The 24228-nt window shown below is 56.9% G+C and carries 20 protein-coding genes and 2 tRNA genes; 14 read left to right on the forward strand and 8 right to left on the reverse strand.

Going from position 1 to position 24228, the window contains the following annotated elements:
• Window positions 1-44 precede the first annotated feature (44 nt).
• Window positions 45-614, forward strand: a complete 570-nt coding sequence (locus HMPREF2958_RS03005) for a cell division protein FtsK (protein ID WP_070449324.1) — start codon at window positions 45-47, stop codon at window positions 612-614.
• A gap of 633 nt (window positions 615-1247) precedes the next feature.
• On the opposite strand, the gene HMPREF2958_RS03010 is transcribed toward HMPREF2958_RS03005, so the two are convergent.
• Window positions 1248-1335: transfer RNA gene (locus tag HMPREF2958_RS03010), tRNA-Ser, on the reverse strand.
• Window positions 1336-1484: 149 nt separating this feature from the next.
• Here HMPREF2958_RS03010 and HMPREF2958_RS03015 point away from each other — a divergent pair.
• The 3 genes from HMPREF2958_RS03015 to HMPREF2958_RS03025 all read left to right on the forward strand — a co-directional run bounded on the left by HMPREF2958_RS03015 (window position 1485) and on the right by HMPREF2958_RS03025 (window position 4322).
• The gene (locus HMPREF2958_RS03015; protein WP_070696835.1) at window positions 1485-2495 is read left to right on the forward strand and encodes an NAD(P)H-quinone oxidoreductase; all 1011 of its coding nucleotides are present in this window, start codon (window positions 1485-1487) and stop codon (window positions 2493-2495) included.
• Between the two features lie 164 nt (window positions 2496-2659).
• Window positions 2660-3178, forward strand: a complete 519-nt coding sequence (locus HMPREF2958_RS03020; RefSeq protein ID WP_070696442.1) for a dehydrogenase — start codon at window positions 2660-2662, stop codon at window positions 3176-3178.
• A gap of 268 nt (window positions 3179-3446) precedes the next feature.
• Entirely contained in the window at window positions 3447-4322 is an 876-nt protein-coding gene (locus tag HMPREF2958_RS03025; protein WP_004005648.1) for an HpcH/HpaI aldolase/citrate lyase family protein, read from the forward strand.
• Window positions 4323-4414: 92 nt separating this feature from the next.
• Here the strand turns inward: HMPREF2958_RS03025 and HMPREF2958_RS03030 are convergent, their stop codons facing one another.
• The 4 genes from HMPREF2958_RS03030 to HMPREF2958_RS03045 all read right to left on the reverse strand — a co-directional run bounded on the left by HMPREF2958_RS03030 (window position 4415) and on the right by HMPREF2958_RS03045 (window position 6535).
• Window positions 4415-4609 carry a hypothetical protein gene (locus HMPREF2958_RS03030; RefSeq protein ID WP_013397915.1) on the reverse strand — a complete coding sequence of 65 codons (195 nt, stop codon included), beginning with the start codon at window positions 4607-4609 and terminating at the stop codon, window positions 4415-4417.
• A 324-nt stretch (window positions 4610-4933) separates the two neighbouring features.
• Window positions 4934-5503 (reverse strand): DUF4865 family protein, encoded by a 570-nt coding sequence (locus tag HMPREF2958_RS03035; protein ID WP_070696446.1) that lies wholly within the window; start codon window positions 5501-5503, stop codon window positions 4934-4936.
• A 37-nt stretch (window positions 5504-5540) separates the two neighbouring features.
• Entirely contained in the window at window positions 5541-6143 is a 603-nt protein-coding gene (locus HMPREF2958_RS03040; protein ID WP_070696449.1) for a TetR/AcrR family transcriptional regulator, read from the reverse strand.
• A gap of 317 nt (window positions 6144-6460) precedes the next feature.
• Window positions 6461-6535, reverse strand: a tRNA-Thr gene (locus HMPREF2958_RS03045).
• A 159-nt stretch (window positions 6536-6694) separates the two neighbouring features.
• On the opposite strand from HMPREF2958_RS03045, the gene HMPREF2958_RS03050 reads away from it, so the two are divergent.
• On the forward strand, window positions 6695-7516 hold the full coding sequence (locus HMPREF2958_RS03050; RefSeq protein ID WP_048751815.1) for a DsbA family protein: 822 nt from the start codon (window positions 6695-6697) through the stop codon (window positions 7514-7516).
• A gap of 9 nt (window positions 7517-7525) precedes the next feature.
• Window positions 7526-8371 (forward strand): spermidine synthase, encoded by an 846-nt coding sequence (locus tag HMPREF2958_RS03055; RefSeq protein WP_070696452.1) that lies wholly within the window; start codon window positions 7526-7528, stop codon window positions 8369-8371.
• Between the two features lie 47 nt (window positions 8372-8418).
• On the opposite strand, the gene HMPREF2958_RS03060 is transcribed toward HMPREF2958_RS03055, so the two are convergent.
• On the reverse strand, window positions 8419-9456 hold the full coding sequence (locus tag HMPREF2958_RS03060; protein WP_070696455.1) for an EamA family transporter: 1038 nt from the start codon (window positions 9454-9456) through the stop codon (window positions 8419-8421).
• A gap of 113 nt (window positions 9457-9569) precedes the next feature.
• Entirely contained in the window at window positions 9570-10640 is a 1071-nt protein-coding gene (locus tag HMPREF2958_RS03065) for an EamA family transporter (protein WP_070696458.1), read from the reverse strand.
• 441 nt (window positions 10641-11081) lie between these two features.
• Here HMPREF2958_RS03065 and HMPREF2958_RS03070 point away from each other — a divergent pair, with 441 nt between their 5' ends.
• Both HMPREF2958_RS03070 and HMPREF2958_RS03075 read left to right on the forward strand, forming a co-directional pair.
• Window positions 11082-11969, forward strand: a complete 888-nt coding sequence (locus tag HMPREF2958_RS03070; RefSeq protein WP_013397908.1) for a hypothetical protein — start codon at window positions 11082-11084, stop codon at window positions 11967-11969.
• Window positions 11970-12229: 260 nt separating this feature from the next.
• Window positions 12230-13972 (forward strand): DUF5635 domain-containing protein, encoded by a 1743-nt coding sequence (locus HMPREF2958_RS03075; protein ID WP_070696461.1) that lies wholly within the window; start codon window positions 12230-12232, stop codon window positions 13970-13972.
• Between the two features lie 278 nt (window positions 13973-14250).
• Here the strand turns inward: HMPREF2958_RS03075 and purB are convergent, their stop codons facing one another.
• Complete coding sequence (gene purB, locus HMPREF2958_RS03080) at window positions 14251-15690, reverse strand: adenylosuccinate lyase (protein WP_070696464.1); 1440 nt, start codon at window positions 15688-15690, stop codon at window positions 14251-14253.
• Between the two features lie 433 nt (window positions 15691-16123).
• Here purB and HMPREF2958_RS03085 point away from each other — a divergent pair, with 433 nt between their 5' ends.
• The 6 genes from HMPREF2958_RS03085 (at window position 16124) to HMPREF2958_RS03110 (ending at window position 24193) form a co-directional block, all read left to right on the forward strand.
• Entirely contained in the window at window positions 16124-16738 is a 615-nt protein-coding gene (locus tag HMPREF2958_RS03085; protein ID WP_070696467.1) for a hypothetical protein, read from the forward strand.
• A gap of 27 nt (window positions 16739-16765) precedes the next feature.
• Entirely contained in the window at window positions 16766-18943 is a 2178-nt protein-coding gene (locus HMPREF2958_RS03090; RefSeq protein ID WP_070696470.1) for a hypothetical protein, read from the forward strand.
• A gap of 86 nt (window positions 18944-19029) precedes the next feature.
• Window positions 19030-20163 carry a histidinol-phosphate transaminase gene (locus HMPREF2958_RS03095; protein ID WP_210400874.1) on the forward strand — a complete coding sequence of 378 codons (1134 nt, stop codon included), beginning with the start codon at window positions 19030-19032 and terminating at the stop codon, window positions 20161-20163.
• A gap of 297 nt (window positions 20164-20460) precedes the next feature.
• Window positions 20461-21627, forward strand: a complete 1167-nt coding sequence (locus HMPREF2958_RS03100) for a thiamine pyrophosphate-dependent enzyme (protein ID WP_070696477.1) — start codon at window positions 20461-20463, stop codon at window positions 21625-21627.
• A 2-nt stretch (window positions 21628-21629) separates the two neighbouring features.
• Window positions 21630-22625: an alpha-ketoacid dehydrogenase subunit beta gene (locus HMPREF2958_RS03105; RefSeq protein ID WP_070696480.1), complete on the forward strand. Its 996-nt coding sequence runs from the start codon at window positions 21630-21632 to the stop codon at window positions 22623-22625.
• Between the two features lie 77 nt (window positions 22626-22702).
• Complete coding sequence (locus tag HMPREF2958_RS03110; protein ID WP_070696483.1) at window positions 22703-24193, forward strand: dihydrolipoamide acetyltransferase family protein; 1491 nt, start codon at window positions 22703-22705, stop codon at window positions 24191-24193.
• The last annotated feature ends 35 nt before the right edge of the window (window positions 24194-24228 follow it).

The following is a 24228-nucleotide window of genomic DNA, read 5'->3' on the forward strand; positions in this document are numbered from 1 at the left end:
TGGGCAGGTCTAGTTGTCGCTTTTTGTCACCGAAAGGAATAGCTATGTCTGAGTATCCCGCGGGAGAGCAACCGTCTCAGTCGCAAAACCCCCATCAGGGTGAGGACGCCTACGAGAAAACTCGCCCTCTCTCTGACTCTCTGCCCGAATACACTAAGCTTTATCAGAACCAACAGCAGCCCGCTCCTAGACAGCAAGACTATCAACAAACTGTTCCTCAGCAGTACTATCACCAGTCCGCCCCTCAACAGTATTACCAACAGCCTGCTCCTCAACACTACTATCAGCAGCCGGTATATGTGCAGCCCGTGCCCATGATGACGGTTGTCCCCAAAACCCCGCAGCAGATTGCCGGTGAGCAGGCGGCACAAACCTCTTTAGCGCTGGGCATTGTTGGTTTGGTGCTCGCCCTCTTCTGGGTCACGAGTGTGATTCCACTGGGTTTGGGGATCTGGGGTGCGGTTAAAGGTGCTCAGGCTTCACGTGTCGGAGTTCCCGCCGGAGGCGGCCTTGCCACCAGCTGGATTGCCCTGTCGCTGGGGGCGATTGAGACTCTGTTCTTCTTTATTCCGATGGTGGCGTTTGTGATAGCCGCTATAGCCAGCACTCGGTAGCAGCTGTGGGCTTACAGATGCAGCCCCGCAGAATCCCGATGCCGGGAGGACAGCGGGGCTTTATTGTGCATGATCTGGGCGCTTTAACGTGTATGCCGTGTTGGTACGGATTTGTTAACACGGCATGTTGGAAAGTGTGTACTTATCTTTAACCCTGTACAGTAAATAAAGCCGATAATAAAACTGATCTTATGTCCGACGATAGGATCGTCTACCCCAAGAAGGATAGTAATGTCCGAAAACTATAACTTCCAGCCTCAGCAGAACCCGCAAGACGGATACCCCCAGTAGGGTTACCAGCAGCCGTACCCGCCGACAATTGATCCTGAAGCAATCAAGGCAGAGAAAAACGCAAAAATCTATTCCATTACTTCCCTTGTTCTAGGTGCTGTCGGTATTGGGATTTTTGCCATCGGTTTTGGGATTGTTGCCGTAGTTTCCTGTATTAGGGGTCTTATTGCTAATAAGGGAAAGAATGCTGGCTATACCGCTATGGCGCTTATCGGGGGTATCCTCGGTGTCTTTGATATTGTGCTGTGGTTCCTCTCAAGGTTGGTCTCGTAACCTGCAGATTCTACGCAGAAAACCCCGCGGTACACCTGAAAATTCAGGCGCATCGCGGGGTTTAGTGTGCGGATGGTAAGGGATTTGAACCCTTGAGACGGGGTTACCGCCTACTGGTTTTCAAGACCAGCTCCTTCGGCCGCTCGGACAACCATCCCGGTATTTTCCGCCCTTGAGCGGAAAAGGTACCCGCCGATTATCTCATGTTCTATGCTTTTCTGTAAATCTGAACATTGCGGTATGCCCCGAGAACACATGCTACTCTCGGTGCAGGAAGATACAGATAAGAAGGTTGTTGAGGCTACTATGCGCGCCATTGTCGAGAAAGAACATGGAGATCCAGAGGTTCTAACGCTCTCTGAGGTTCCGATTCCCGCCCCTGCACCCGGGCAGGTCTTGGTGCGGGTGCATGCCGCCGGGCTGAACCGGGCGGATTCCCTGCAGCGGCGCGGGCATTATCCGCCTCCTGCGGGGGCAAGCTCCATATACGGTCTTGAGATCGCGGGTGTGGTAGAGGCTGTGGGCGAGGGCGTTGATCCCACTCTGGCGGGCGAGCGCGTTATGGCGCTTCTTGCTGGCGGCGGTTACGCCGAGTATGCGGCGGTAGATGTGCGCCATACCCTGCCCGTTCCCAAGGGTATGAGCATGGTTGAGGCAGCGTGCATCCCGGAGGTTGCCGCGACGGTGTACTCGAATTTGGTGCTTCTGTGCGGGATGAGCCTTGATCCCGCGCAGAATAACCCGGCGGAAGATGAGCAGACTTCGCTTCTGGTGCATGGCGGTACCGGGGGCGTGGGTATGCACGCTATTCAGCTGGCGCGCACCGCCGGTGTGCGGGTTTTTGCGACGGTCGGTGATGACGAAAAGGCTCAGACTGTGCGGGCGTTGGGGGCGCATCCGATTAATTACCGCACGGAGTCTTTTCGTCAGGTGATTCAGCGTGAGAGCGCCGGTCACGGCGTGAATTATATTCTTGATGTGGTGGGCGCGAAATACCTGGAAGATAATCTGCGGTCTTTAGCCGATGGTGGGCATCTGGCGACGATTGCCGTGCAGGGCGGTCGCCGCGCGGAACTTGACCTGGGTCTTATGCTAACGAAGCGCCTATCGGTGCACGGCACGTCTTTGCGGTCACGGTCTGCGGATGAGAAGGCAAAAATTATGGCAGGGGTGCATGAGAACGTGTTACCGTTCCTTGAGCGCGGCGTTCTTTCGGCGAATCTTGATCGTGAATTTCCGTGGTGGCAGGCGTCGCAGGCTCATGAGTACTTTGATGCTGGTCAGCATCGCGGCAAGGTTGTTTTGCGTGTGATGTAAGTCGTGTTGTGCCGGTTTGGCCGGGCTAAATACGTGAATTTTTCGAGAGCTTAATCCCATATCAACATTTTTTGTACGACATCCTGTCACCAAAACGAGATTTAGGGTACCCTAAGTATATAGAGCTTTCTAGACGCACGACCGGCTGAGCATGAGGAGGGGCTATGGGACTCAAAGATTTCCTGCAATCACGGCGTGATGATGCGGAACTTGGGCGTGGTCTCTGGCGTCGTGCGCACGACCGGTTTATTCGCGGTATTGATCGTTTCCACCAGGTTCTTGAACGCCTTGCCGATACCGAGATGATCGAACTTATCGTACCGGATGCGAATACTCTTACCGATCTTATTCCGCGGGTTCGTACCGTCGCGATGGAGGCGCAGCGTATTGCCCCCAGTGATGGCATGGATATTCCTGCCTCCCCTGAGGGCACGTTCTCGGATCTGCATCGGGCGCTTTCGAAAGCTGGCAATGCGGTAGCCCTCTGCGCTGAGGCGCTGGCGATGGCGCGGTGCTTTGGCGAGTGCAGTGTGCAGTGCCACCGCAAAATTACGGTGGAGCGCCGCGTGCAGAGTGTGGTTGAGCATGTCGAGAATGCGGAACGCCTGATCGCCCGTGCACGTGATGAAAAAGCTGCACAGGCGCGCAACGAAAACCCGGCTCTGCAGACAACCTCGGTTTAACGTCATAAACGTGAAACTAACGGCGATGTGCGAATAGTTGTGTAGTCGCGGGCTCCGTATAATTTCCTCGATAATTTCGGGGGTTTAGTGTCTTTTGAGGGTTCCACGTCGCGAACTATCCAACATAAAACCATATAAATCCGCGTAAAATCCCACACGACATGAGGTAACTAGAACCTTAACTAAGGTTGAGCTTAGTATAACCATCATGGACCAGACACCTACACTAAAAGCTCGGACACCAGCACATCAGGGAAAAGACCAACCAATGCTCGAATTCCATCGCAATGAACGTGCACGCCAGCTACGCCCCAGTCTCTCTCGCTCCTGGCTTCTTGTACGCCCTAATTCAGCCGAAAAAGACTTTGAAGAAGCGTTCGCCAGTGAAGCAGACTCCATTATTCTAGACCTCGAAGACGGGTGCCCCGAAGACGAAAAAGACGAAGCCCGCAGTCGAGTCGTCAAAATGCTCAACTCCGGCGTGGTCGCATGGGTGCGCATCAACGCTATCACCACCGAGCACTGGTGGAAAGACGTTAAAGCCCTCAAAAACACCAAAGGTCTGCGCGGCGTTATGCTCGCCACCGCAGAACACGCGACCGATATCGACCGCACCGCCTCCGAACTGCCCGCCGGAACGCCCATCATCGCGCTTATCGAATCGGCTCTCGGGGTGCACAACGCCGTCGAAATCGCCAGCGCCATCGGAACCTTCCGCATCGCCTTCGGGGCAGGCGATTACCGCCGCGATACCGGTTCCAGCGACACCCCCATGGCGCTCGCCTATGTGCGCTCGCAACTCGTGATCGCTTCAACTTTGGGCGGTATTCCCGGTCCTATCGACGGACCATCCGTGGGTAAGTACAAGGCGGCACTCACCGAAGCCTGCACCTACGCCACGGCCCACGGCATGACCGGAAAACTCACTCTTGACTCCGATCAGGCAGATACCATTAACCAGGCATTCTCGCCGAGTGACCACGAAATCGCCGAGGCGCACAAAATGCTTGATGTTCCCATCGACGGGCCGCACGACGGTTCATATCTGCCGCGTTACCTGCGTGCCAAGAAGGTTAAAGAACTTGCCAAAGTCTACGGGCTGTGGGGAAAGACCGAAAGCGACGCCCAGCGCGCCAACGTCTAAAGTCTTGGTATATAAACGTGAGCCGCGCATCCTGCCTCTGGTTAGGATGCGCGGCTCACGTGTTCTCTATACGGCACGACTGTCGTGAGCAGCTAGTTGTATGGGGTCCTGCCGCCGGTAAAGGCATAGGCGCAAATATAGGAGGTCACAACCCCCAGCACGATGGGAACGGCAATAATGGTATCTTCACCGAAAATCCATCGATAAAAGAACCACAGCGCACAACACGGTATCAGCAGAAGCACGAACACCAACCCAAAACGCTGGGTCTGTTTTTTATGACGCATGATGCCCCTCTCGAAGTGCAAACAAAACGGTAAAACTCTTTCCCTTATTGTACGGGTTTTCAAGGGTAATCGGGTTTATAGGATATATATTGTGTGTCTATCCTGGATATTCTCGCCCTACCAAGAGCAGGTGGCTATTTGATGGATGGACCAGTTGAGGTGCTCTAGCAAGAAAGTTTAGGAATCAGAAACCGATGATAACCATTAACTCTCAGACCGCTTGGCGTCAAACCACTCCACCCCTGCAAAACCGCCCCAGAACAGGTAAAACGCCGCCCGAACACCTCCCAGCAAAGTTGGGGTTCGTGCTGAGTGGTTTCCTGATCAGCGGGAGTCAATATCGGCGGTCGAGACGTGGAGGACCTCATAGGAGGTGGTTTTTGGTTGTGCGTGGTCGGGGTTGGCACTGCTGAGTTCAACCTGGATGAGTTTCCAAGTTGTGATGTCGACTGCGGCCAGGCGGCAGAGCGTGTTAGCGTTCTGTCCGTTAAGGAAGTCCGCAGCCAGGGGCTCTATGATGTCAGACGGTGCGGTAAACTCGGGCAGGGTGACAGTTTGGATATTGAGGCTGCGTGCTTGGGTGAGAGGTGTAGTTCCTTTGATAAGTTTGTGGACTGTCCAATCTTGGATGGGGTGACGGCCGAAATCGCGCACAATTGATGAGTACCCAGGCTCTCCCCAGCAGAAAGATCGCATTCCCTCTGTGTCGTTCCAGACGTAAAATGGTGCGTAGCAGTTTTCCATGGCTCCTTTGGCTTTCTCCTGGATAAGGTACGCCTTGAATTCCAGTCCCGGATATCCATCCATCAAGTGTCCAGTGCGACGGACGCGGTCCCTGATGATCTCCATGTCGTAGTCCGCTGGAAGCTGGACACGGTACTGCATTGAATACATACGTCTTTCCCCATTTCTTCTTAGCTCATGCGGTTACTCACTCAGAATGATCCGACGCCTCGGTAGTCAGAGGTACTGTGGCCTTGCGTAGGAGCGCAGCAGCCCCTTCAACCGCCGCATCAAAGGCATCCGTATCTCGTGTGGCACGTGCTAGCACATAGCCTCCTTGTACTGTTGCTACCACCAGTGAAGCCAGATTGCGGGCATCAATGTCTGCTGCAAACTCGCCTTGGTCTCTGCCTCGCTCAAAGAGTACTGTGAGAGCTTCGAGCAGCCACACAAACGTGCGTTTGACAGGCTCGATGAGTTCCGGGGTGTTCAAGACATCGGCATCGAATGTCATTCTTCCCATGCGGCATCCCTTCAGAACATCGCGCTGTCGACGCAGATAAGCTGTTGCTATTTCGTAAGCACTACCATCTGTCGCAAGCAGCTTTTCTGTGTCGTGACGCATGGATTGGGCGCTGCATTCTAGAGCTACCACGGCCAGTTCCTGCTTATTAGTGAAGTGGTGGTACATACTGCCCTGACCAGCACCTGATCGGCGCATGATATCTTTCGGGCTGGTTGCTGAATACCCCTGTTCCCACAGGAGATCTTGGGTTGCCTCCACAAGTCGAGTCCTGCTGTCCATAACCATAACTGTACATACTAGTAGTTACAATTTGCAAGCTTAGCGCCTTCACATTGGATTCCAGCTCACGCATAGGTCTCAGCCAAACACCGTAAACCTTTTGATATGGGGTGTCCTATTTGGTGGCAACCGGCGACGAAGCCTCCCCTGCCCCGATTGCCGTAGCTCGCGAAGGCACTCTCTGGGTCTCAGGAACGCTCGTAGGTCGGGTCGCTGCCACCGAACATCCGAGCCTCGCAAAAACCGCGCCAGAACAGCAAAAACGCCACACTGGACACCTCCCGGCTGGAGCGGGATTTCTTGTATCCAGAGTGACGTGCGAATGGAGCCCCCTGTGGGATTCGAACCCACGACCTTTTCTTTACGAGGGAAATGCTCTACCCCTGAGCTAAGGAGGCGCACGATATACGACCTATATAGCGCGTATACCATCGCCAATATTAGCAGAGATTACAGGGTAGGGCGAATATGACCCATAACTCGAAAGGGGTGCGTTCCCCCGCAAGATATGGGAGGATGAAAGGTAAGTCTATTATCTTTACGGTAAAGGAACCCTCATGACATCTATGCTCAATCGCCGTACCGCGCTTTCACTCGGGGTACCCGCTCTCGCAGTCGTACTCTCCGCATGCGGTAACGCCACCTCAAATTCCGGGTCGAGTGCATCCGCAAGCGGTAGCTCAAGTTCTAACGCCAGCTCAAGCGGCTCAGCGAGCAGCGCTCCCTCGGGCGATGCTTCCGGCAGCGCTAGCGCCGGGGGAGAGGCAAGCGCATCCGGTTCGGCTTCGGCCTCGGGTGACTCCGCCAAAATGACCGCCACCAAAGTTGGCGAGCGTGACGAGGTTGGATACCACCTCAACACCCCCAAGCAGGGTGCGCCCACCGTGACCCTGTACACCGACTACCAGTGCCCCTACTGCGCCAAGGCCGAACCCACCTATGAGAAGGTTGCCAAGGACCTTGAGGGCACCATGAATGTGACCGTGCGCAATATGCCGTTGTCCCAAATTCACAAGAATGCTATTGCTGCCGCACAGGCCGTGCAGGCGGCAGAGCTTCAGGGTAAGCACCTGGAGATGGCGAATAAGCTTTTTGAAACTCAGGACAGCTGGAAGGATATTACCGAGCAGACCGAGTTTGCGGGAGTTCTCCTCAGCTATGCTCAGGAACTTGGGTTGGATGAGGAGAAATTCAAGACTGACCTGGTCGATCCAAAAACCATCGACTTGATCAAGGGCGATTTTGAGTACGGCCAAAAGATCGGCGTGAAGGGCACCCCCCAATTCGCGGTGAACGACAAGCCTCTTGAGAATGTGGATTCTTCGACCTCCGCCGAGGATATGGCCAAAGAATTCAAGAAAGCCGCAGGGCTGAACTAGTCTTTCGTGATGGATGAAAGACAGCGAGAGCGTGCCGCGCTGGGCGTTCACCTGAGTGTGAGCGGCCAGCGCGCCCGCATTCTTGAGGACGGATTCAGCGAGCACGGCTATGTGCTTGACATCGGCGGTGCCGAACAATCCCATGTTGATGCTGCTGATGCGACCGTCGTGTTTTACGAGTATCTGCGGCGCATCGCCAATGTACTGGATGTACTCGAACCGCCGCGCGAACCCGTGACGGCTCTTCACCTGGGGGCCGGAGCGCTCACGCTCGCCCGCTATGTGCAGGCTACGCGCCCGGGGTCTTCGCAAGTGGCCGTCGATTATGAGCCACAGCTGATGGGGTTTGTGACCGAGGTGCTGCCGTTGCCCGCAGGTACCCGGTGCGAGTTCGTGGTTGCGGATGCGCGCGCCGTACTCCCCAAGATTCCCGCGCTTTTCGGCGCTCATGCCACATCCGACGGCGGCGTTTTTCGCGGGATCGACGCCATTATTCTTGATATTTTTACGGGCATGGATGCGCCCGAACACCTTGCCAACGCCAGCTACTACGCCGAGCTGCGTGAGCTCCTGAGCGCTCGCGGGGTACTCGCCGTGAACGTTGGCGATGATGCCGGGCTGCCCTTCTTCCAGGGGCAGGCACGCGCCCTATTGGATACGTTCGAGCATGTGTGGTGCCTGTGCGATTCTTCCATGCTGAGCGGTGAGCACGAGGGTAACCTGGTGCTGATCGCAACCGCACGCGAACTCGACGAAGACACAGCCGATGCGCTGTTCGCGCGGGGACCGCATCCGGCGGAGGTGCTGGGTACCGAAGAACTGCGGGATTTTCTGGGGTACCTGGCCGGGCAATAGCCGCCCGCCGCAGAACCGACCCGGCACGCAGCATAGTAGCCCGCAGTCTATTCCGGCAGCGGCAGGGGAGAGGTATGCTCGGGAGGCTCGTTCTTCCGGTAAGAATCCGAAGTTTCGTCCGCAGGCGCCGAGCCCCCGGTCGTTTGGGTAATTCCGATACTTGCCGTGATCAGCAGGATAATCGCAACCCAGCGCATCAGGCCGGTTTCCTGGCCCAACAGCGCCCACCCCGCGAGCGCCGCAATCGCCGGTTCCAGACTGAGAAGCACACTGAAGACCTGTTCAGGGAGGTGCCGCAGGGCTGCCAACTCGCTGCTGTACGGTACGACCGATGCCAGCAGGGAGGTTCCGATGATGAAGAGCACCAGTTGGGTGTCGTGCGTAACGCTCCAGAGCGCTACGGGGCCAGGGAAAAGCAGGGCTCCGGGGACCACGCAGATGGCTCCCACGACCATTGCTACGGCGAGTCCGCCTGCACCGGGCACGAGCTCACCGACTGAGGCGCTTGAGCGAATGTAGAGCGCCCAGAATGCGCCCGCAATCAGGGCGTATAGTACACCCAGCAAGTCAGTTTCCTGCCCGTGTACCGCCTCAAAGCCGAGTACCGCCATGCCTGCCGCCGCGCAGAATACCCACACTAGGTCGCGTTTACGCCGCGTGAGGATAGAGGCCAGTACGAGCGGACCGGTAAACTCGACCGCCACCGCCAGCCCGAGCGGGATGCGAGCCAGCGCATTGTAGAAGAAGCCGTTCATGAGCCCGAGCGTGACACCAAAAATGAGCATGGCACGCCAATGGCGGTAAGACCAGCCTAAGAACCCATCGGATGTTTTCGCGGGTATTGCCATATATGCGGGTTGTGCACCTGCCCGATGCGCCCGCCAGCGCCCGGCAATCCAGACCGCCGCACCCACCGTGAACGCGGCGAGAAGCAGGCGCAGAACTGTGACGAGCCACGGACCAAAAAGCGGAAAAAGGTGCACCGCGAAAGCCGCGCCGAATTGCAGAGAAAGGCACGAGATGATCACAAAAATGATGCCGACGCTGGGGCGCTTGCGGCGACTATGAGGGGTGAGGCTGGTCAAGAAAACCTCCTAGGGATCACATCGACAACAGGCGGCGGTACCACGTGAGAATAATGGTACCGCCGCCTGTGTACTGTTGTAACCTAGGACATACCCCAAATGTGAAGGATATTCTACGTTTGGGAGGAACCTCCTGACCGGGTTTCTTTAGCCTGCCGGTCGAGCTTGATCTGCTCGGTGGTGGGCAGGGTAATCACCCCGGTCTTCTGCACAAGGTCGGCACCGATGCTGTCAACCGCGCCAGGCAGGAAGTGCGTAATTGTCTCTGCCGTACCTTCCTCAAGGGCTCGGCGTTCCACCCGAGCGTGCGATATCGTAATCCCGATACTCGCCGTAATCAGCAGCGCAATTGCAATCCAACGCACCGCATCGGTGGGTTCTTGCAGAATAATAACGCCCACCAGCGCCGCCGCGGCAGGCTCCAGCGAAAGCACCACGCTGTATACATTCGAGGGGAGCATGCGAAGCGCCGAGATCTCGCCCAGTGCGGGAAGCGCGGATGCCAGAAGTCCCATCGCAAAACCAAGCGCCAGTAAGGCGGGATCGGTGATAACTTTCCCTAAATGATTGCCTGTGATGAAGAAAGGGAAAGGGATAACCAAGAGTGTGGAGACAAGATTGCCCATCACCATACCGCCCATCCCCGGAATTGTGGCACCCACACGCTCTGTTGCCAGGATATAGGCGGCACGAGAAACGGCGGTGAGAATAGCGAAAAATATACCTATCAGTGCGAAATCTTCGGGTTTTGACTGCGACTCTGCCGTCAAAATAGCCATACCGGTAAAGGAAAGAAGAATCCAGATCAGGTCGAGTTTTCTTCGTGAAAGAACCGTTGCCAACACGAGCGGACCCATAAACTCGATAGCCACCGCGATCGCCAGCGGAACCTGCTGAATTGCCACATAGAAGAAAGCGTTCGCACCGAAAAGCGCAACCCCCAAGACGATCACGGCAAGCCACTGCGGGCGCGTCCATTGACGAACTTGCGGGCGGAAAAAGAGATACAGCAGAAGCGACGAGGTGATCATGCGCAGAGCCACCACGCCCCACGCGCCCAGATCGCCCATCATCGTCTTAGCGAGCGCAGAACCGAACTGTGCCGAAATGATGGCGCCGATAGCATACGCCATACCGAGGCCCTGAGTCGCCAGTGGCGAGCGCGCCGAAGCAGGAGCAGACATATAGGTTCCTTACTGTGTGAAGGCCGGTGTTAGTGCCATTGCTAAACACCGCAGAAGACGCGTCGGAGCGCCTGAATGAACGAGTGCGTTGTGTAACCTAGCTCAATTCTAAGCCCTCGGGGCGAAAAGCCGAACTAAAACGTCATACCGTGAAATTTACTCCCTCATGAAATCTATCGAAGGCAAGCGGCAGAAAGAGCTATGCCGCTTTGAGATACCAGGCCTGGGCTTGGGCGCATATACCGTACCGATGGGTTAGCGGGCAAGATTTATGTCATGTGTAGTGTGCACAGGTAGAGCCGGGGAAAGTAGTTCTTGACGCACCAAAATTCCAGGCCAGGGGCGTATCATGAACGCGGCGGAATACTCGCTGGGCGGAATAAGCACCGTTTCTGCAGGATGCGGTACCTACTTTGAGTCAAAACGTGCTTTACTGACATTATGCTAGACCCGAAAAAGTCACTTTTTGACGATAACGGCAATCCCCGCCCGGCACTCACCAAAACGCTTGATACCGTTCTGCGCGTTCAGCGCCCCCTAGCGCTGTCGATGGTGAAAAGTTTGCGGGCGGCGCATCCGGACGAAACCCCCGAAAAGATTCTGCGGCGCCTTGAACGCAACTATCTGCGTGACGTGACCGCGATCGGCGGGGTGACGGGCGCATCCGCTTTCGTGCCCGGAATCGGAACCGTGACCTCGATGAGCCTTTCGGCGCTCGCGGTTGGCGGGTACCTGGAAAGGACCGCGCTGTTCGCGCAGGCGGTGGCTGAGCTGCACGGCGTGCACGTGGAGAACCCCGAGGTTGCACGTTCGATGGTGATGGCGATTATGCTCGGCGAAGAAGGCTCTCAGCTGATGAATACCGTGTTGCTGCAGACCGGGAAGGCGAGCGGCGTTTCCAATCGGTGGGGCATGCTGCTGGGTGGTAAGTCGGCGGGCAAGACTTTTAGCGTGGAACGCACGATTCGCAATATGTTTATCAAGCGTTTCTTGACCCGCCAGAGCGGAGCCCTGCTGGGGCGTGCCCTGCCGTTCGGCGTGGGCGCGGTGGTCGGCGGCGGCGCAAACTTGGCGCTGGGGCGTGACGTGGTTAAGAGCGCCCGTAATGCGTTTGGTGATGCTCCCGCGTTTTTCCCGGCTGAGCTGATGCTTACCCCGCGTGCCCCCAAGTTCACGTCTGATGAGCAGAAAAACTCTCACGGACCCAAGGTTACGCGAGCACTGACCGGTAAGTTCAAGCGCACCAAGGCCGATACGAAGAACCACGATGCGCACGCTCACGGGCTGCAAAATCCTGGTGCGCAGCATCGCAAGACGATGGGGAACTAGAAGAAACTAGCCCCTTGCCCCTGTCCGCCGGTATTTCGCGGGTAAGAGCGCCCGTTTTGATGCGGTTTTCATGAGACATATACGGGAGAGTGTTAGATTAGCGGGGTGCTAATCTATCAGTTTTCCATCAAAGTGCGAAAAGTTGTTAGATTAGAGTCTCCTTAATCTAACAACTTTTTGTGTTTTTAGGTAGACTTGATGGTGACGTTGGTCAAGAAGAACACTCCAACCACCCTGAAACCTACTGTTGTGGAGACAGCATGATACTTTCGGAACGCAGGCGAGACCTTGAAAAACAGGTCGCCGAAATCCTTGCTTCGTATCGAGACGGGCAGCTTCACGCGAATCGGGAGAGCGCATCCATAGATTTCAAAGAGGAAGCAGGACGCCGAGGCGCTGGCGGTATTCTTCTGCCCGGCGAAACACGCAACGCTGAAGCAGCATCAAAACTTGCGGATGAAGTCGCGTGCTTTGCCAATACACCCGGCGGAGGCGCCCTGATCCTAGGCGTTGAAGACAGTCATGGAACGGTACTCGGCACCGAGCTTGATACTGAATGGCTGCGCCAGCGTATTGATGAGGCGGTACAGGTCGCCCCCGATATTGTGGAACACCACCTTGGCGGAGCCCAGGGTCTGCGCGTGCTGGTTCTCTACGTGCCCCAGGCCAAAGAGCCTGTGTATGATACCGGCAATAAGCTGCGGTGGCGCGTTGGGGATCACTGCAAGCCTATTGACCGCTCCCTTTGGTGGGAACACCGTGAAAATATGCGGGAATACGACGAAATGGCTCAAAGCACCCGCTACGCGCCTGAAGATATTCCACGCTCCACCATGAACTATGTGCGCGCCCTGCTCGGAGCCGATACAGCCCTCACGGACCGCGAGGTCTTGCAGCGTTTGGGCGCACTGCGTTCCGATGGAAAGCTCTCGCAAGCCGCCGCGCTCACCCTGTGCCCCGCATCCCGAACCCTACTTGAACTCACTATCTTCGACGTTCCTGCCGGGTCGATCCTCAATACTGTGCGACCCGACGCTGACCTGCCGCTGCTGGAACAAATACGGCAGATCGAGCAGGCTCTGCAAAACGTGAATACACAAATTACGCTTCCCACCGGGTTTGCGCACCGCACAGTCCGGCAGGTTCCCGAAAATGCTGTGCGTGAGGCTATTCTCAACGGCATTATTCACCGCGATTGGAACAGCTCTGAACCTACCGATATCCGCTGGATTACACTCGATAATACCCTCGTGGTGCGAAGCCCAGGCGGATTTTACGGTGGAGTTACTGCGGATAATGTGCTCAGTAATCGTTCTGCACGATACCCCGCGCTCGCCGATTTGTTCCGTGCCCTGACCCTTGTAGAGAAACAGGGAGTGGGGGTTGATCGGATGTACCAGTCCATGATGGTTCTTGGGCATCTGCCCCCTATCTTCGAGGAGGTGGTGGGTCCGCATATTGAATGTACGCTCGTGGGAGGAACACCAGTACTGCCTGTACTGGAAGTCGCCTCTGCGATTGTTCCCACCGCACGTCAGAAAGACGTGGGAATCGCTATTATTCTCAGCTATTTGATGCAGCACCCTTTTATCACATTGAAAACTTTGGCCGAACGTCTGCAGTCTTCTGAAGAATCAGCGGCGCTCACGCTGCGGGCTGCCGAACAGACCGTTATTGAGGGTGTTCCGCTGGTAGCCCGTCTTAAAGAGCAACAGGTGTGGGTTCTGGGTGAAGGTGCGCTTAATCTTGCTCAGAATGCTCGGGGCGAGAACGACCACTATGTGCTGCCCTATCTGTCACGATCCTCGCAGGTTATGCACGATGTGATTCGGGCGTGGTGTGACCTCACCGGTGCAATCACAACGGGAGATTTGATGGAGCTGACGCATATAGCCCGCGGTACCGCCAAAAGGGCTTTAGACGCTCTAGTCGATGAAGGTACTCTAAGGCAGGAAGGACAGGGTCGTTCCACAAGGTACGTTATGGTTCATCAGGAGCAGTAATCTGCTGAATTTCTGTAGGTGGAGTAGTTGATGTTAGATTAGCGGGGTGCTAATCTAACAGTTTTCCGTCAAAGTGCGAAAAGTTGTTAGATTAGAGCCTCCTTAATCTAACAACTTTTTGTGTTGAGAAGGAAAACTGGCGAATAAATGGGTGTTCTGTAGACCCTGCCGGAACCGTAAAAAGGCTCTTTATTCACATAAAGCATTGGAAAAACCGCTTTATGTGAATAAAGAGCCTTTTTAGAACGTAGAGAGCGGGCGAAAGGAGTCGAAGGAGTTTAGCCTTGCGCATCCTTCGCGTGATCCACCAGCTGCGCGGCGATGCCGTTGTAGGTATGCGGGGTCAAGTTCGACAGCCGCTCCTGCGCCTCGGCAGACAGACCCAGGGTGCCCACAAATTCTTTGAGGCGAACCGCATCCACCCGATGACCGCGCGTAAGCTCCTTCAGACGCTCATAGGGGTTCTCCATGTCGGGGGTGCCCGCGATTGCCTCCGCGCGCATAACCATCTGAATGGCTTCCGCCAGAACCTCCCAGTTGGACTCCAGGTCGGCGGCAATAACGTCGGCGGCAATATCGAGGCGCTGCAGACCCTTAATCACATTGGAAATCGCCAGCACCGAATGCCCAAATGCCACGCCAATATTGCGCTGCGCCGAAGAATCGGTCAAATCACGCTGCCAACGCGAAGTCACCAACGTGGAGGCCAGCGAATCGAAGATCGCATTGGAGAGTTCAAGATTAGCTTCCGCATTCTCAAAGCGGATCGGGTTCACCTTATGCGGCATCGTCGACGAGCCCGTTGCACCAGCCACTGGAATCTGGCGGAAGAAGCCAATTGAAATATAGCTCCACACATCGGTGCACAGATTATGCAGCACGCGGTTGAAATGCGCCACATCAGAGTACAGCTCCGCCTGCCAGTCATGCGATTCGATCTGTGTGGTCAGCGGGTTCCAGCTAAGCCCCAGATGCTCCACGAAACCCCGCGAAATAGCCTGCCAGTCAGCCCCCGGAACCGAGGCGTAATGCGCCGCATAGGTGCCCGTCGCGCCGTTAATCTTGCCCAGGAACTCGGTAGCGGCAACATGGGAAATCTGGCGCTTCAAACGGTACGCCAGCACAGCCATTTCCTTGCCCAGCGTGGTGGGTGTTGCGGGCTGACCGTGCGTGCGAGAGAGCATCGGAATATCCCTGCCGGTCTCTGCGAGATCCAGCAAAACCTGCACCAGATCGCGGGCAGCGGGAAGCCATACGTTCTCGACCGCGTCCTTAATACCCAGGGCATAGGAGAGGTTATTAATGTCTTCGGAGGTGCACCCAAAATGCACGAGCGGCACCAGATGCCCCAGTCCCAGCGCTTCGAGGCGGCGACCGATATAGTACTCGACGGCTTTCACATCGTGAACAGTGACCGCCTCAATCTCGGCGAGTTCGGTGACGGAATTGGTGTTGAACTCGGTCACGATAGCGCGCAAACCGGACTTCTGCTCATCGGTGAGCGGTGTGAGCCCGGGAAGAACGGCATGCTCGCACAGGTATATGAACCATTCGACTTCCACGTGAATGCGGTCGCGGTTCAGTGCGGCTTCGGAGAGGTAGTTCGTTAAAGGCGCGGTCACAGGGGCATAACGCCCATCGAGGGGACCGAGCGCAAGATTACTGGTGCCCAGGTCGATTCTTCCCGAGGGCAGGAGAGCGTTTTCAGGGTGAGACATACCTCTATCTTCGCATGTTTTGGCGTAAAAGGTCAGATTGGGTGTCTTCTGCGGCGGATGACGTGCCGTGTCTGTCTTGAGCACAGCGTATTGCGAGTTTCGGACGTCTTTCTGTGATCTGCTAAGGCGTTATTTATGGGATGCGCGGTCTGCCACGCCTGTGTGGGTCTGCGTCATATTCGGTCATGCGAGTGCGCGCACCCAGCGAAATCGGGAGAAATAACCTGTGGATAATCAGTGAAAGTGTCCCACTACGGCAGGTTATCCACAGAGCGCTGAGAGAGCGGGTATTAACCGGAGCCGAGCCTTCTAGGGTGAAGGTAAATCAGGTACAGCAGCCGCAGCATCGGTCACGCGCACGGGTACTCAGGTGTACCCGTGCGACCGCACACCGGGAGCTGCCCGGCGTGACCTAAGAGCTAACGAGGAAGATATGACAGCCATCGCACCCGCACCAACGCCCCAGCCGCATACCGGCGATATTCCCCCGGGCGCGCATCCGCCCACGTCCGCAGATATTCTGCGTGCCGCCGGTGATATGGGGATCGGTACCAGCGCCGCAACCAGTTTTGCGGCGTCTTTGCAAGGGTTAGCGGGGCAGGCGCGCAGTAAGGGTCAGGAACTCGCCGCCAGCTTAGAACAGCATGCTGCGAGCATTCAGACGATGCTTCACAAAGCCCACGGTATGCGTGCCGAACACTGGAAATCCTCGGCCGGGAGAGCCTATCGAAACACGTTAGAACAGCACGAAAAAAGCCTGACCGAAACTCACCAGCAGGTACAGCACGCAGCCGAGGATGCCCGCCGCGCTGGCGAAGAAGTTGCCGCGGCCTTGGAATCCCAAGCAAACACTATTTTAGGTGCCGCCGCTGGATTAGACGGGATGCTCAAAGGCCTGCTGAATACCACCGCCGATGCCCTCGACAACCTGAACCCCGCAGACATCATCAAATCCTCCGGCGCGCTGAACGCTCAGCATGCCTTGGATCAGTTACTCAATTATTCGCAAGTTCCCACCGGGCTCTTACAGAGCTCGGGCATTCACTAATCGCTAGATAACAGGGAAGGACTCACGATGAACGCTCCGGGACAACAGATAGCAGCCGGTGGGGACGATAAAACCATTAGCGTTCTGCTGGAAGAGCTGCCGCAGCTCGCACAGAATGTACACCAGCTAGGCGGCGATTGCGGGTCATTACCCCTGCCGCTGGGCGGTATCGCGGCGCAGCTCATGCTTTTTCTCGGCACCAACGAGCACGGGCGGCAAGCCTCGGTCATGACTACCTCTGCCGCGGCGACTCTGGGGGAGCGGGCCGTTAAGCTGGAGGCAACCGCCAGCGCAATAGACACCTGCTCGAAGGGCTACCATCAGGCAGAAGAAGCCGCGAAGGGACTGTTCAACCGCATCGGGCTCACTCAGGATGGGAAGATGCCTAACGGCATGTCGCAGGAAGAATGGATGCGCAACGCGATCATGCATCCGCAAGGCGCCTTCAACGACATGTGGTCCTGGGAAAAGTACGAGCTTGGATATAGCGCCGCAGAGAGCATTTTCGGTTGGGGTATGCGTAGCGGCAACCCCTATATTATGGGCTTTTCCGCACTGACGGCGATTACCCTCTTCGGGGCGACCGCCTACCAGGATATGCGCGCTAACCCGGAGATGGCGCGCAGGCGTATAGCGCGAAGACTCGAAAAAATGGGTATTCCCCGTGAGATAGCCGAACGAATTGCGAATGGAAAAATGCCGTGGCTCGGGAAGAAAGAACAGGACAACAAGAACCGCGGTGAACTCAAGAACTGGCATCGTGATAAGGCAGAGCCGGCGGATAAAATGCCCCGTACCCGCGCCGAGATCGCCCAGAATATGGAGCGCGTGAGCAAGGGAGACCTCTCGAAAAAATACGAAGGCGAAGATAAAGACGGACACGGTTATTCGGGGATTGAGGTACAGGTATACCGAGACCCCCAAACCGGGCGCAAAATTGTATACGCCTATATCCCGGGGACGGACTTTTCTAATAAACCTGGCGAACCCGACGGTATCCAAGGTACCTTGCAGATAGGCGCCGATACCCCGAACGCTTCCATACAAAACAGCCATATCATGATGCGCGCCCTAGACCGTGCGCTAAGAGACCAAGGCGTAACCTCAGCCGATGATGTGATTCTCGTGGGACATTCCCAAGGCGCGGCTATCGCCTATAACGCCGCCAATAACAACGAATTTGCCTCACGCTACCACGTGAGCGATGTGTACACTTTCGGCGGCCCCGTACAAGCATTACCAGACCGAGGAAATAAGACCTTCCGCGTGCATCAAACCAAAGACAAAGGCGATCCTATTCCCGCAATCATCAGCGGTCAGACGTGGAAGGAACGCCCAGGTGACTCGACCGTGATTACTGATCGTAGAAGTTTTCGTCAGGGCGGCGATCCTAAACCACATGAAATGACTCACGATATGAGGTTTTATCGTGAATCATTAGAACGGAATGCTAATGCGCAGAAACCTATGGCGGCTGTCCCTCAAGGTAACTACACCTACGAAGGTGGAAATGTCTATAACGCTACCTCTGAGGGAGGACCTTCGTTATGGGAGAGCGGAGCTGCAACATTATCAAATGAGCGTGGTGTAAATCCTCAAGTAGCTGGAAATATGGGGATTGATTTGGCCCAAGATAAGGCACGGTCATGGACACCCGATTTTTTGAAACCCAGTATGGATGCGCTTGATCCACGAAAGCCCGTCGATTACACGGACCCGAAGATTTCGGGACTGCCCGCACCGGTGCAGAACCCCGGTACCGCAGATACCCAACACTCACCCGCAGCATGGCATGCCCCCGAGTCGCTGGAGAACATATCGGGGCCAAAACCCATGCCGTACAGCTATCACGGGGAAGGACTCATACCCTCCGGGGCAGGTTCCCACGCCGAACCGTATTATGCGCCGCGCCTGCTGGATGACCTACATCTGCCCAAGCTCGATATGCCCCACGGCACGGGCGGAGGCGAAAACCTGTTGCCGAGCCTTGACCTGAAAACACAGGAAGGGTACCTGCCGCCGCTGGGTGAGCACCTGATGGGCAACCCCACCGAGGCACCGCGCCTGCACATACCGCAGAATCAGTTGCAGCCCGATGGTGAGACCGTAACCCCCGCCGATACCGGCAGCCGCATGCCCACCAACACCCCAGACCCCGAGATGCGCACCTCACACGACCCCAGGCTCCTAGGCGCACCAGCGTAAACGCAACCGCGCCCGATCGGCAGAAACCCGCGTGATCTAGCGCGAAAATCCGGGGCGCGGAGGTTGGCGAGCACTATACTGTGGATATGAGTGAATCACACCAACCGCAGACATCACCGATTCCCCCGCGCCATATTTTTGCGAACCTTCCGGCCTACGTAGCAGGAAAACCCGCGCCGCAGGTTGCCGGACTAACCCAGTACAAACTATCTTCCAACGAGAACCCTCTCGGACCCGTACCCAAGGTCGCCGAAATTCTCAGCACCTTCGATGCGGTACACCGCTACCCAGACCCGCTCTCAACGAAGCTGCGTGAAGCGCTCGCCAAGCGGTTCAACCTGGATGCCGAGAATATCGTGACCGGCGCCGGAAGCCTGGGCGCACTCAACCAGATCCTCAAAGCGTTTGCCGGAGTCGATGCCGACGGTGTGCAGGACGAAGTCATATACGCCTGGCGTTCCTTTGAGGCATACCCCATTCTGGTGGGGCTGCTGGGCGCAAAAAGCGTGCAGATTCCGAACCTGCCCAACGGTGCCCACGACCTGCAGGGAATGCTTAATGCGATCACCGACCGCACTCGCGTGATCCTGGTGTGCACCCCTAATAACCCCACCGGGCCCGCCGTCACCGAAAAACAAATCCGCGAGTTCCTAGCGCAGGTGCCGCCTCATATTGTGGTGGTGCTCGACGAAGCATATTTCGAGTTCTGCACGGTATCACCCGTGCCCGACGGGGAAGATGCGCCGCTGGACGGTCTGCGCCTGTACCGTGAATACCCGAACGTGATCGTGCTCAGAACCTTCTCGAAAGCACAGGGACTTGCGGGGCTTCGCGTGGGGTATTCGGTGTCGCATCCGCAGCTGACCCAGTATTTGCGGGTGAGCGCCACAACCTTCGCCGTTACCGCCGTGGCAGAGGCCGCCGCCGTCGCCTCCATAGAACATGAAGATCAGGTGATGGAACGTGTACAACACCTGGTGGCTGAGCGTGAACGCGTGGTCGCCCGGCTGCACGAGCTGGGGTACAACATCCCGCAAACCTACGCCAACTTCGTGTGGCTCCCCCTGGGAGAACACACTGCGGAATTTACTGAACTGGCGCGCGCTAACGCCCTGGCGGTGCGTGCTTTCGACTCCGAGGGTGTGCGGGTGAGCATCGGCGAAGATGAGGCAAATGACCGCTTCATCAGCATCTGTGAGCAGTTCCCGCACAGAGTCTAAAATCCCTCAACTCGCGGGGTTGAGCTATGTCGCCGAGGGCTCGGGAAGAGACCGTGTGGGCTCTCAGCGACAACACTTAGAATGCTCCCCGCCCACGTAAGTATTCCGCGAACCAACATGCACACAGAAACGGTGCATTACGCCAGAAGGAAAGCATAGAAAACCGCACAATAAACCTTCACTTCGTTCTTAAGCGAGTAAAATAAGAGGAAATATGCCCAAGCCTTCCGCCCCGCGTGCCGAAACTCTCTGCGTGCGCTCGGCGTGAAGGACAGCTCGTATCTGCGTGGAGGATTGATGCACGAGAACGAAAAATATCCGGGAGTACCCGAACGCATCCAGCTGATGGATGAGAACGGCAAGGTACACGAGAACCCCACCTTCAGCTCTTATGTGCAGGACGTAGACGCAGAACAGCTTCGCGAGGCCTACCGCCTGATGTACATCACCCGCCGCATTGACGACGAAGGAACGGCACTTCAGAGGCAAGGGCAAATGGCTCTGTGGGTGCCCAGCCGCGGGCAGGAAGCGGCGCAGGTCGGCTCTGCACTGGCATTCGCCCCCAACGACTATATTTTTCCCTCCTACCGTGAACACGCGGTCGCCTTTGCCCGCGGCGTAGATTTCCGCGAACTCATCACGGTTTTCCGCGGTTCACACACCCACGGGTGGGACCCTAAAAAACATAACTTCCACGTCTACACCAAAGTGCTTGCCGCACAGATTCCGCACGCAGTCGGCTACGCCATGGGACTGAACTTTGATGCCGATATTGCGGCGGAAACCGGGCAGCTGCAGACAGGCCAAGGGCAGGCTACCAACCCCGATAACGACACCGTGAAACCCGCCGTCGGCGTCTACTTCGGCGACGGCTCCTCCACCGAAGGCGAAGCCCACGAGGCCATGGCCTTCGCCGCATCCTACGATGCCCCCGTGCTCTTTTTCGTGCAAAACAACCGCTGGGCTATTTCGGTACCCTTCGACGTGCAGTCGCGCGTGCCCATCTCAACCCGCGCCCAAGGTTACGGCTTTGAAGGGCTGCGCGTTGACGGCAACGATGTGCTCGGTACCCTCGCCGTCACCCGCTACGCGCTCGATAAAATCCGCCGCGGCGAAGGTCCCGTACTGATCGAGGCGGAAACATACCGCCTGGGCCCGCATACCACCGCCGACGACCCCACCAAATACCGTGACGACGAAGAACTCCAGCAGCGTCTGAACGCAGACCCGCTGATTCGCCTGGAAAAATATCTGCGCGAGAACGGGCACGCAGATGATGCCTTCTTCGAAAAACTCGCCGAAGAAGCACAAGAACTTGCCAACGGGGTGCGCGAGGCGGCGATTGCCTCCGAACCCTATGAATTCGACCGATTCTTCGACCGCGCCTACGCCGAAGAACACCTTCAGGTAGAAGAAGAACGCGAGTTCTACCGCAACTACGTCGCAGGTTTCGAGGAGGACTAAGAATGAGCGAGCAGAATGCACAGGTTGAGCGCCTGACCCTGGCGAAAGCGATCACTCGCGGCCTCGACGACGCGATGGCAGATAACCGCAAAGTCGTGCTGATCGGTGAAGATATCGGCAAACTCGGCGGCGTATACCGCGTAACCGAAGGGCTTCTGGCGAAGCACGGGCAGAAGCGCGTGATGGATTCTCCCCTTGGAGAGGCCGGTATCGTGGGCACCTCCATCGGCATGGCGATGCGCGGCTATCGGCCCGTAGCCGAGATTCAGTTCGACGGGTTCGTCTTCCCCGCCTACAACCAGATCACCACCCAGCTCGCCAAAATCCACAACCGCAGCGACAAAAAATACGTTGTTCCGGTTACGATACGCATTCCCTACGGCGGCGTAATCGGGGCGGTCGAGCATCACTCAGAATCGCCCGAGGCGCTGTTCGCGCACACCGCCGGGCTGCGCATCGTAACACCGTCCTCACCGCATGACGCCTACTGGATGACCCGCAAATCCATTGAATGCGACGACCCGGTGATTATTTTCGAACCCAAACGCCGCTACTGGCTCAAGGGCGAGGTAAATTTTGCGGACACCGATTTTGATCCGTTCCAGGCGCAGGTGGTGCGCGAAGGCACAGACGCGACTATCGTGGCATACGGTCCGCTGGTTCCGGTAGCGCTCGCCGCCGCAGAGGCTGCCGTCGAAGATGGGCGCTCGATCGAAGTCATTGACCTGCGGTCGATCTCCCCGATGGATGTGCGCACCGTCGCCGCATCCGTGGTGAAGACCGGGCGCCTGATCGTTGCCCACGAAGCGCCGACCTTCGGGGGCATGGGCGGCGAACTCGCCGCCGCGATCACTGAGCGCTGCTTCTACAGCCTGCAGGCCCCGGTGCTGCGCGTGGGCGGCTACTATATGCCGTACCCGGTACCACGCACGGAGGACGAATACGTGCCCGATATTGACCGTATTCTTGAAGCCGTTGATCGCTCATTTGAATACTAAATCGTATATTCCATATTCTTTATATAACCCGCGAAGAATATTCCCGATAGGCTATATTCCCTAGCGAAAGGCATAAAATGTCCCAGATTTTTAATCTCCCCGATGTGGGTGAGGGTCTTACCGAGGCTGAGATCCTCACCTGGAAAGTCAGCGTTGGCAGCGAGGTCAGTATCAACGATGTTCTTGTCGAAATCGAGACCGCAAAATCCGTTGTGGAACTGCCTTCGCCCTACACCGGTACCGTGGAGAAGATTCTGGTGAGCGAAGGCGAGACGATCGAAGTTGGGACGCCTATTATCGCGATCTCCGGCAGTGCCGCATCCACCGCAGAAGAACCGCAGGATGCGCCCGCCGCATCCGCCGATGAGGGCGAGAGTGGTAACCACGCACTCGTAGGTTCGGGACCCAAGGCCGATTCGGTGAAGCGCCGCGCCCGCAAGCGCCCCGCATCCGCAACGGCTCAGAATGCCGCACCGCAGGCCCAGGTTTCGCCCGCTCAGGAGATGCCGGTGGCGCATACTCCCTCGTCACCCGAGCCGCGCAATCAGGGGCTTTTCAGCGAGCTTGCCGAGCGCGCCTCCAAATTCGTAGAGAACAGCCCGTTCAATACGGTGGTGCAGCGTTTCCAGGGCGGGGCTGAGGTGCCCGTCGTAACTGCACAGCCGACGCAGGAGCCGGTGCCGCATCGTCCGTCGTTGGCGGCGCCACCTGTGCGTTTGGCGGCAAAAGAGCTGGGCGTCGATCTGGCGAATGTGACTGCGACCGGCTCGCGCGGGCAGGTGACGAAACAAGACCTGTTGAACTATGTGGCGCATCTTAACGATGTGCAGGAGTCCACGAGCCAGCGTTTCTGGCAGTCCCCGTCCGCACAGGGCGACCGCATGCAGCACATTCCGGTGCGCGGGGTGCGCAAGGCAACCGCGAAGGCTATGGTTTCTTCGGCGTTTAGCGCCCCGCATGTGTCGATTTTCGTAGATGTCGATGCTTCGCGCACCATGGAATTTATCAAGCGTTTGAAGAAGTCGCGCCACTTCGAGGGCGTGAAGGTAACTCCGCTGCTGGTGCTTGCCGCCGCCGTGATTTGGGCGGCCGAACGGAACCCCCAGGTGAACGCTACGTGGACGGACAGCGAGATTCAGATCAAGCGCTTTATGAACTTGGGTATTGCGGCGGCGACCCCGCGCGGGCTGATGGTGCCGAATATCAAGGACGCGCAGGAGCTCTCTCTGCGTGAGCTGGCGATCGCCTTGAATAACCTGACGACTCGCGCCCGTGAGGGGAAGACCCAGCCCGCCGAGATGGCGAATGGAACCCTGACGATTACGAATATCGGTTCGCTTGGTATCGATACAGGGACCCCGATTATCAACCCCGGCGAGGTGGCGATCGTTGCCTTCGGCACGATTAAGCAGAAGCCCTGGGTGGTTGATGGTGAGGTTATTCCGCGCTGGGTAACCACGCTGGGCGGTTCTTTCGATCATCGCGTGGTAGACGGCGATCTCTCGGCGCGTTTCATGGCGGATGTTGCCGCGATTCTCGAAGAGCCCGCTATGCTTTTGGATATGTAGCGCTTACAAGTACAGTAACGCTCAAGGGCGCCGAA

The sequence above is a fragment of the Rothia sp. HMSC036D11 genome (genome assembly GCF_001814205.1).
Taxonomy (GTDB): Bacteria; Actinomycetota; Actinomycetes; order Actinomycetales; family Micrococcaceae; genus Rothia; species Rothia dentocariosa.

What these genes read in the sequence shown, in the direction of transcription:
- HMPREF2958_RS03005 (WP_070449324.1), top strand. Translation starts at nt 45, where the DNA reads ATGTCTGAGTATCCCGCGGGAGAGCAACCGTCTCAGTCGCAAAACCCC.
- HMPREF2958_RS03035 (WP_070696446.1), bottom strand. Translation starts at nt 5,503, where the DNA reads ATGTATTCAATGCAGTACCGTGTCCAGCTTCCAGCGGACTACGACATG.
- HMPREF2958_RS03085 (WP_070696467.1), top strand. Translation starts at nt 16,124, where the DNA reads ATGACAGCCATCGCACCCGCACCAACGCCCCAGCCGCATACCGGCGAT.
- HMPREF2958_RS03105 (WP_070696480.1), top strand. Translation starts at nt 21,630, where the DNA reads ATGAGCGAGCAGAATGCACAGGTTGAGCGCCTGACCCTGGCGAAAGCG.
- HMPREF2958_RS03075 (WP_070696461.1), top strand. Translation starts at nt 12,230, where the DNA reads ATGATACTTTCGGAACGCAGGCGAGACCTTGAAAAACAGGTCGCCGAA.
- HMPREF2958_RS03025 (WP_004005648.1), top strand. Translation starts at nt 3,447, where the DNA reads ATGCTCGAATTCCATCGCAATGAACGTGCACGCCAGCTACGCCCCAGT.
- HMPREF2958_RS03095 (WP_210400874.1), top strand. Translation starts at nt 19,030, where the DNA reads ATGAGTGAATCACACCAACCGCAGACATCACCGATTCCCCCGCGCCAT.
- purB (WP_070696464.1), bottom strand. Translation starts at nt 15,690, where the DNA reads ATGTCTCACCCTGAAAACGCTCTCCTGCCCTCGGGAAGAATCGACCTG.
- HMPREF2958_RS03070 (WP_013397908.1), top strand. Translation starts at nt 11,082, where the DNA reads ATGCTAGACCCGAAAAAGTCACTTTTTGACGATAACGGCAATCCCCGC.
- HMPREF2958_RS03040 (WP_070696449.1), bottom strand. Translation starts at nt 6,143, where the DNA reads ATGGTTATGGACAGCAGGACTCGACTTGTGGAGGCAACCCAAGATCTC.
- HMPREF2958_RS03015 (WP_070696835.1), top strand. Translation starts at nt 1,485, where the DNA reads ATGCGCGCCATTGTCGAGAAAGAACATGGAGATCCAGAGGTTCTAACG.
- HMPREF2958_RS03050 (WP_048751815.1), top strand. Translation starts at nt 6,695, where the DNA reads ATGACATCTATGCTCAATCGCCGTACCGCGCTTTCACTCGGGGTACCC.
- HMPREF2958_RS03110 (WP_070696483.1), top strand. Translation starts at nt 22,703, where the DNA reads ATGTCCCAGATTTTTAATCTCCCCGATGTGGGTGAGGGTCTTACCGAG.
- HMPREF2958_RS03100 (WP_070696477.1), top strand. Translation starts at nt 20,461, where the DNA reads ATGCACGAGAACGAAAAATATCCGGGAGTACCCGAACGCATCCAGCTG.
- HMPREF2958_RS03065 (WP_070696458.1), bottom strand. Translation starts at nt 10,640, where the DNA reads ATGTCTGCTCCTGCTTCGGCGCGCTCGCCACTGGCGACTCAGGGCCTC.
- HMPREF2958_RS03090 (WP_070696470.1), top strand. Translation starts at nt 16,766, where the DNA reads ATGAACGCTCCGGGACAACAGATAGCAGCCGGTGGGGACGATAAAACC.
- HMPREF2958_RS03055 (WP_070696452.1), top strand. Translation starts at nt 7,526, where the DNA reads ATGGATGAAAGACAGCGAGAGCGTGCCGCGCTGGGCGTTCACCTGAGT.
- HMPREF2958_RS03020 (WP_070696442.1), top strand. Translation starts at nt 2,660, where the DNA reads ATGGGACTCAAAGATTTCCTGCAATCACGGCGTGATGATGCGGAACTT.
- HMPREF2958_RS03030 (WP_013397915.1), bottom strand. Translation starts at nt 4,609, where the DNA reads ATGCGTCATAAAAAACAGACCCAGCGTTTTGGGTTGGTGTTCGTGCTT.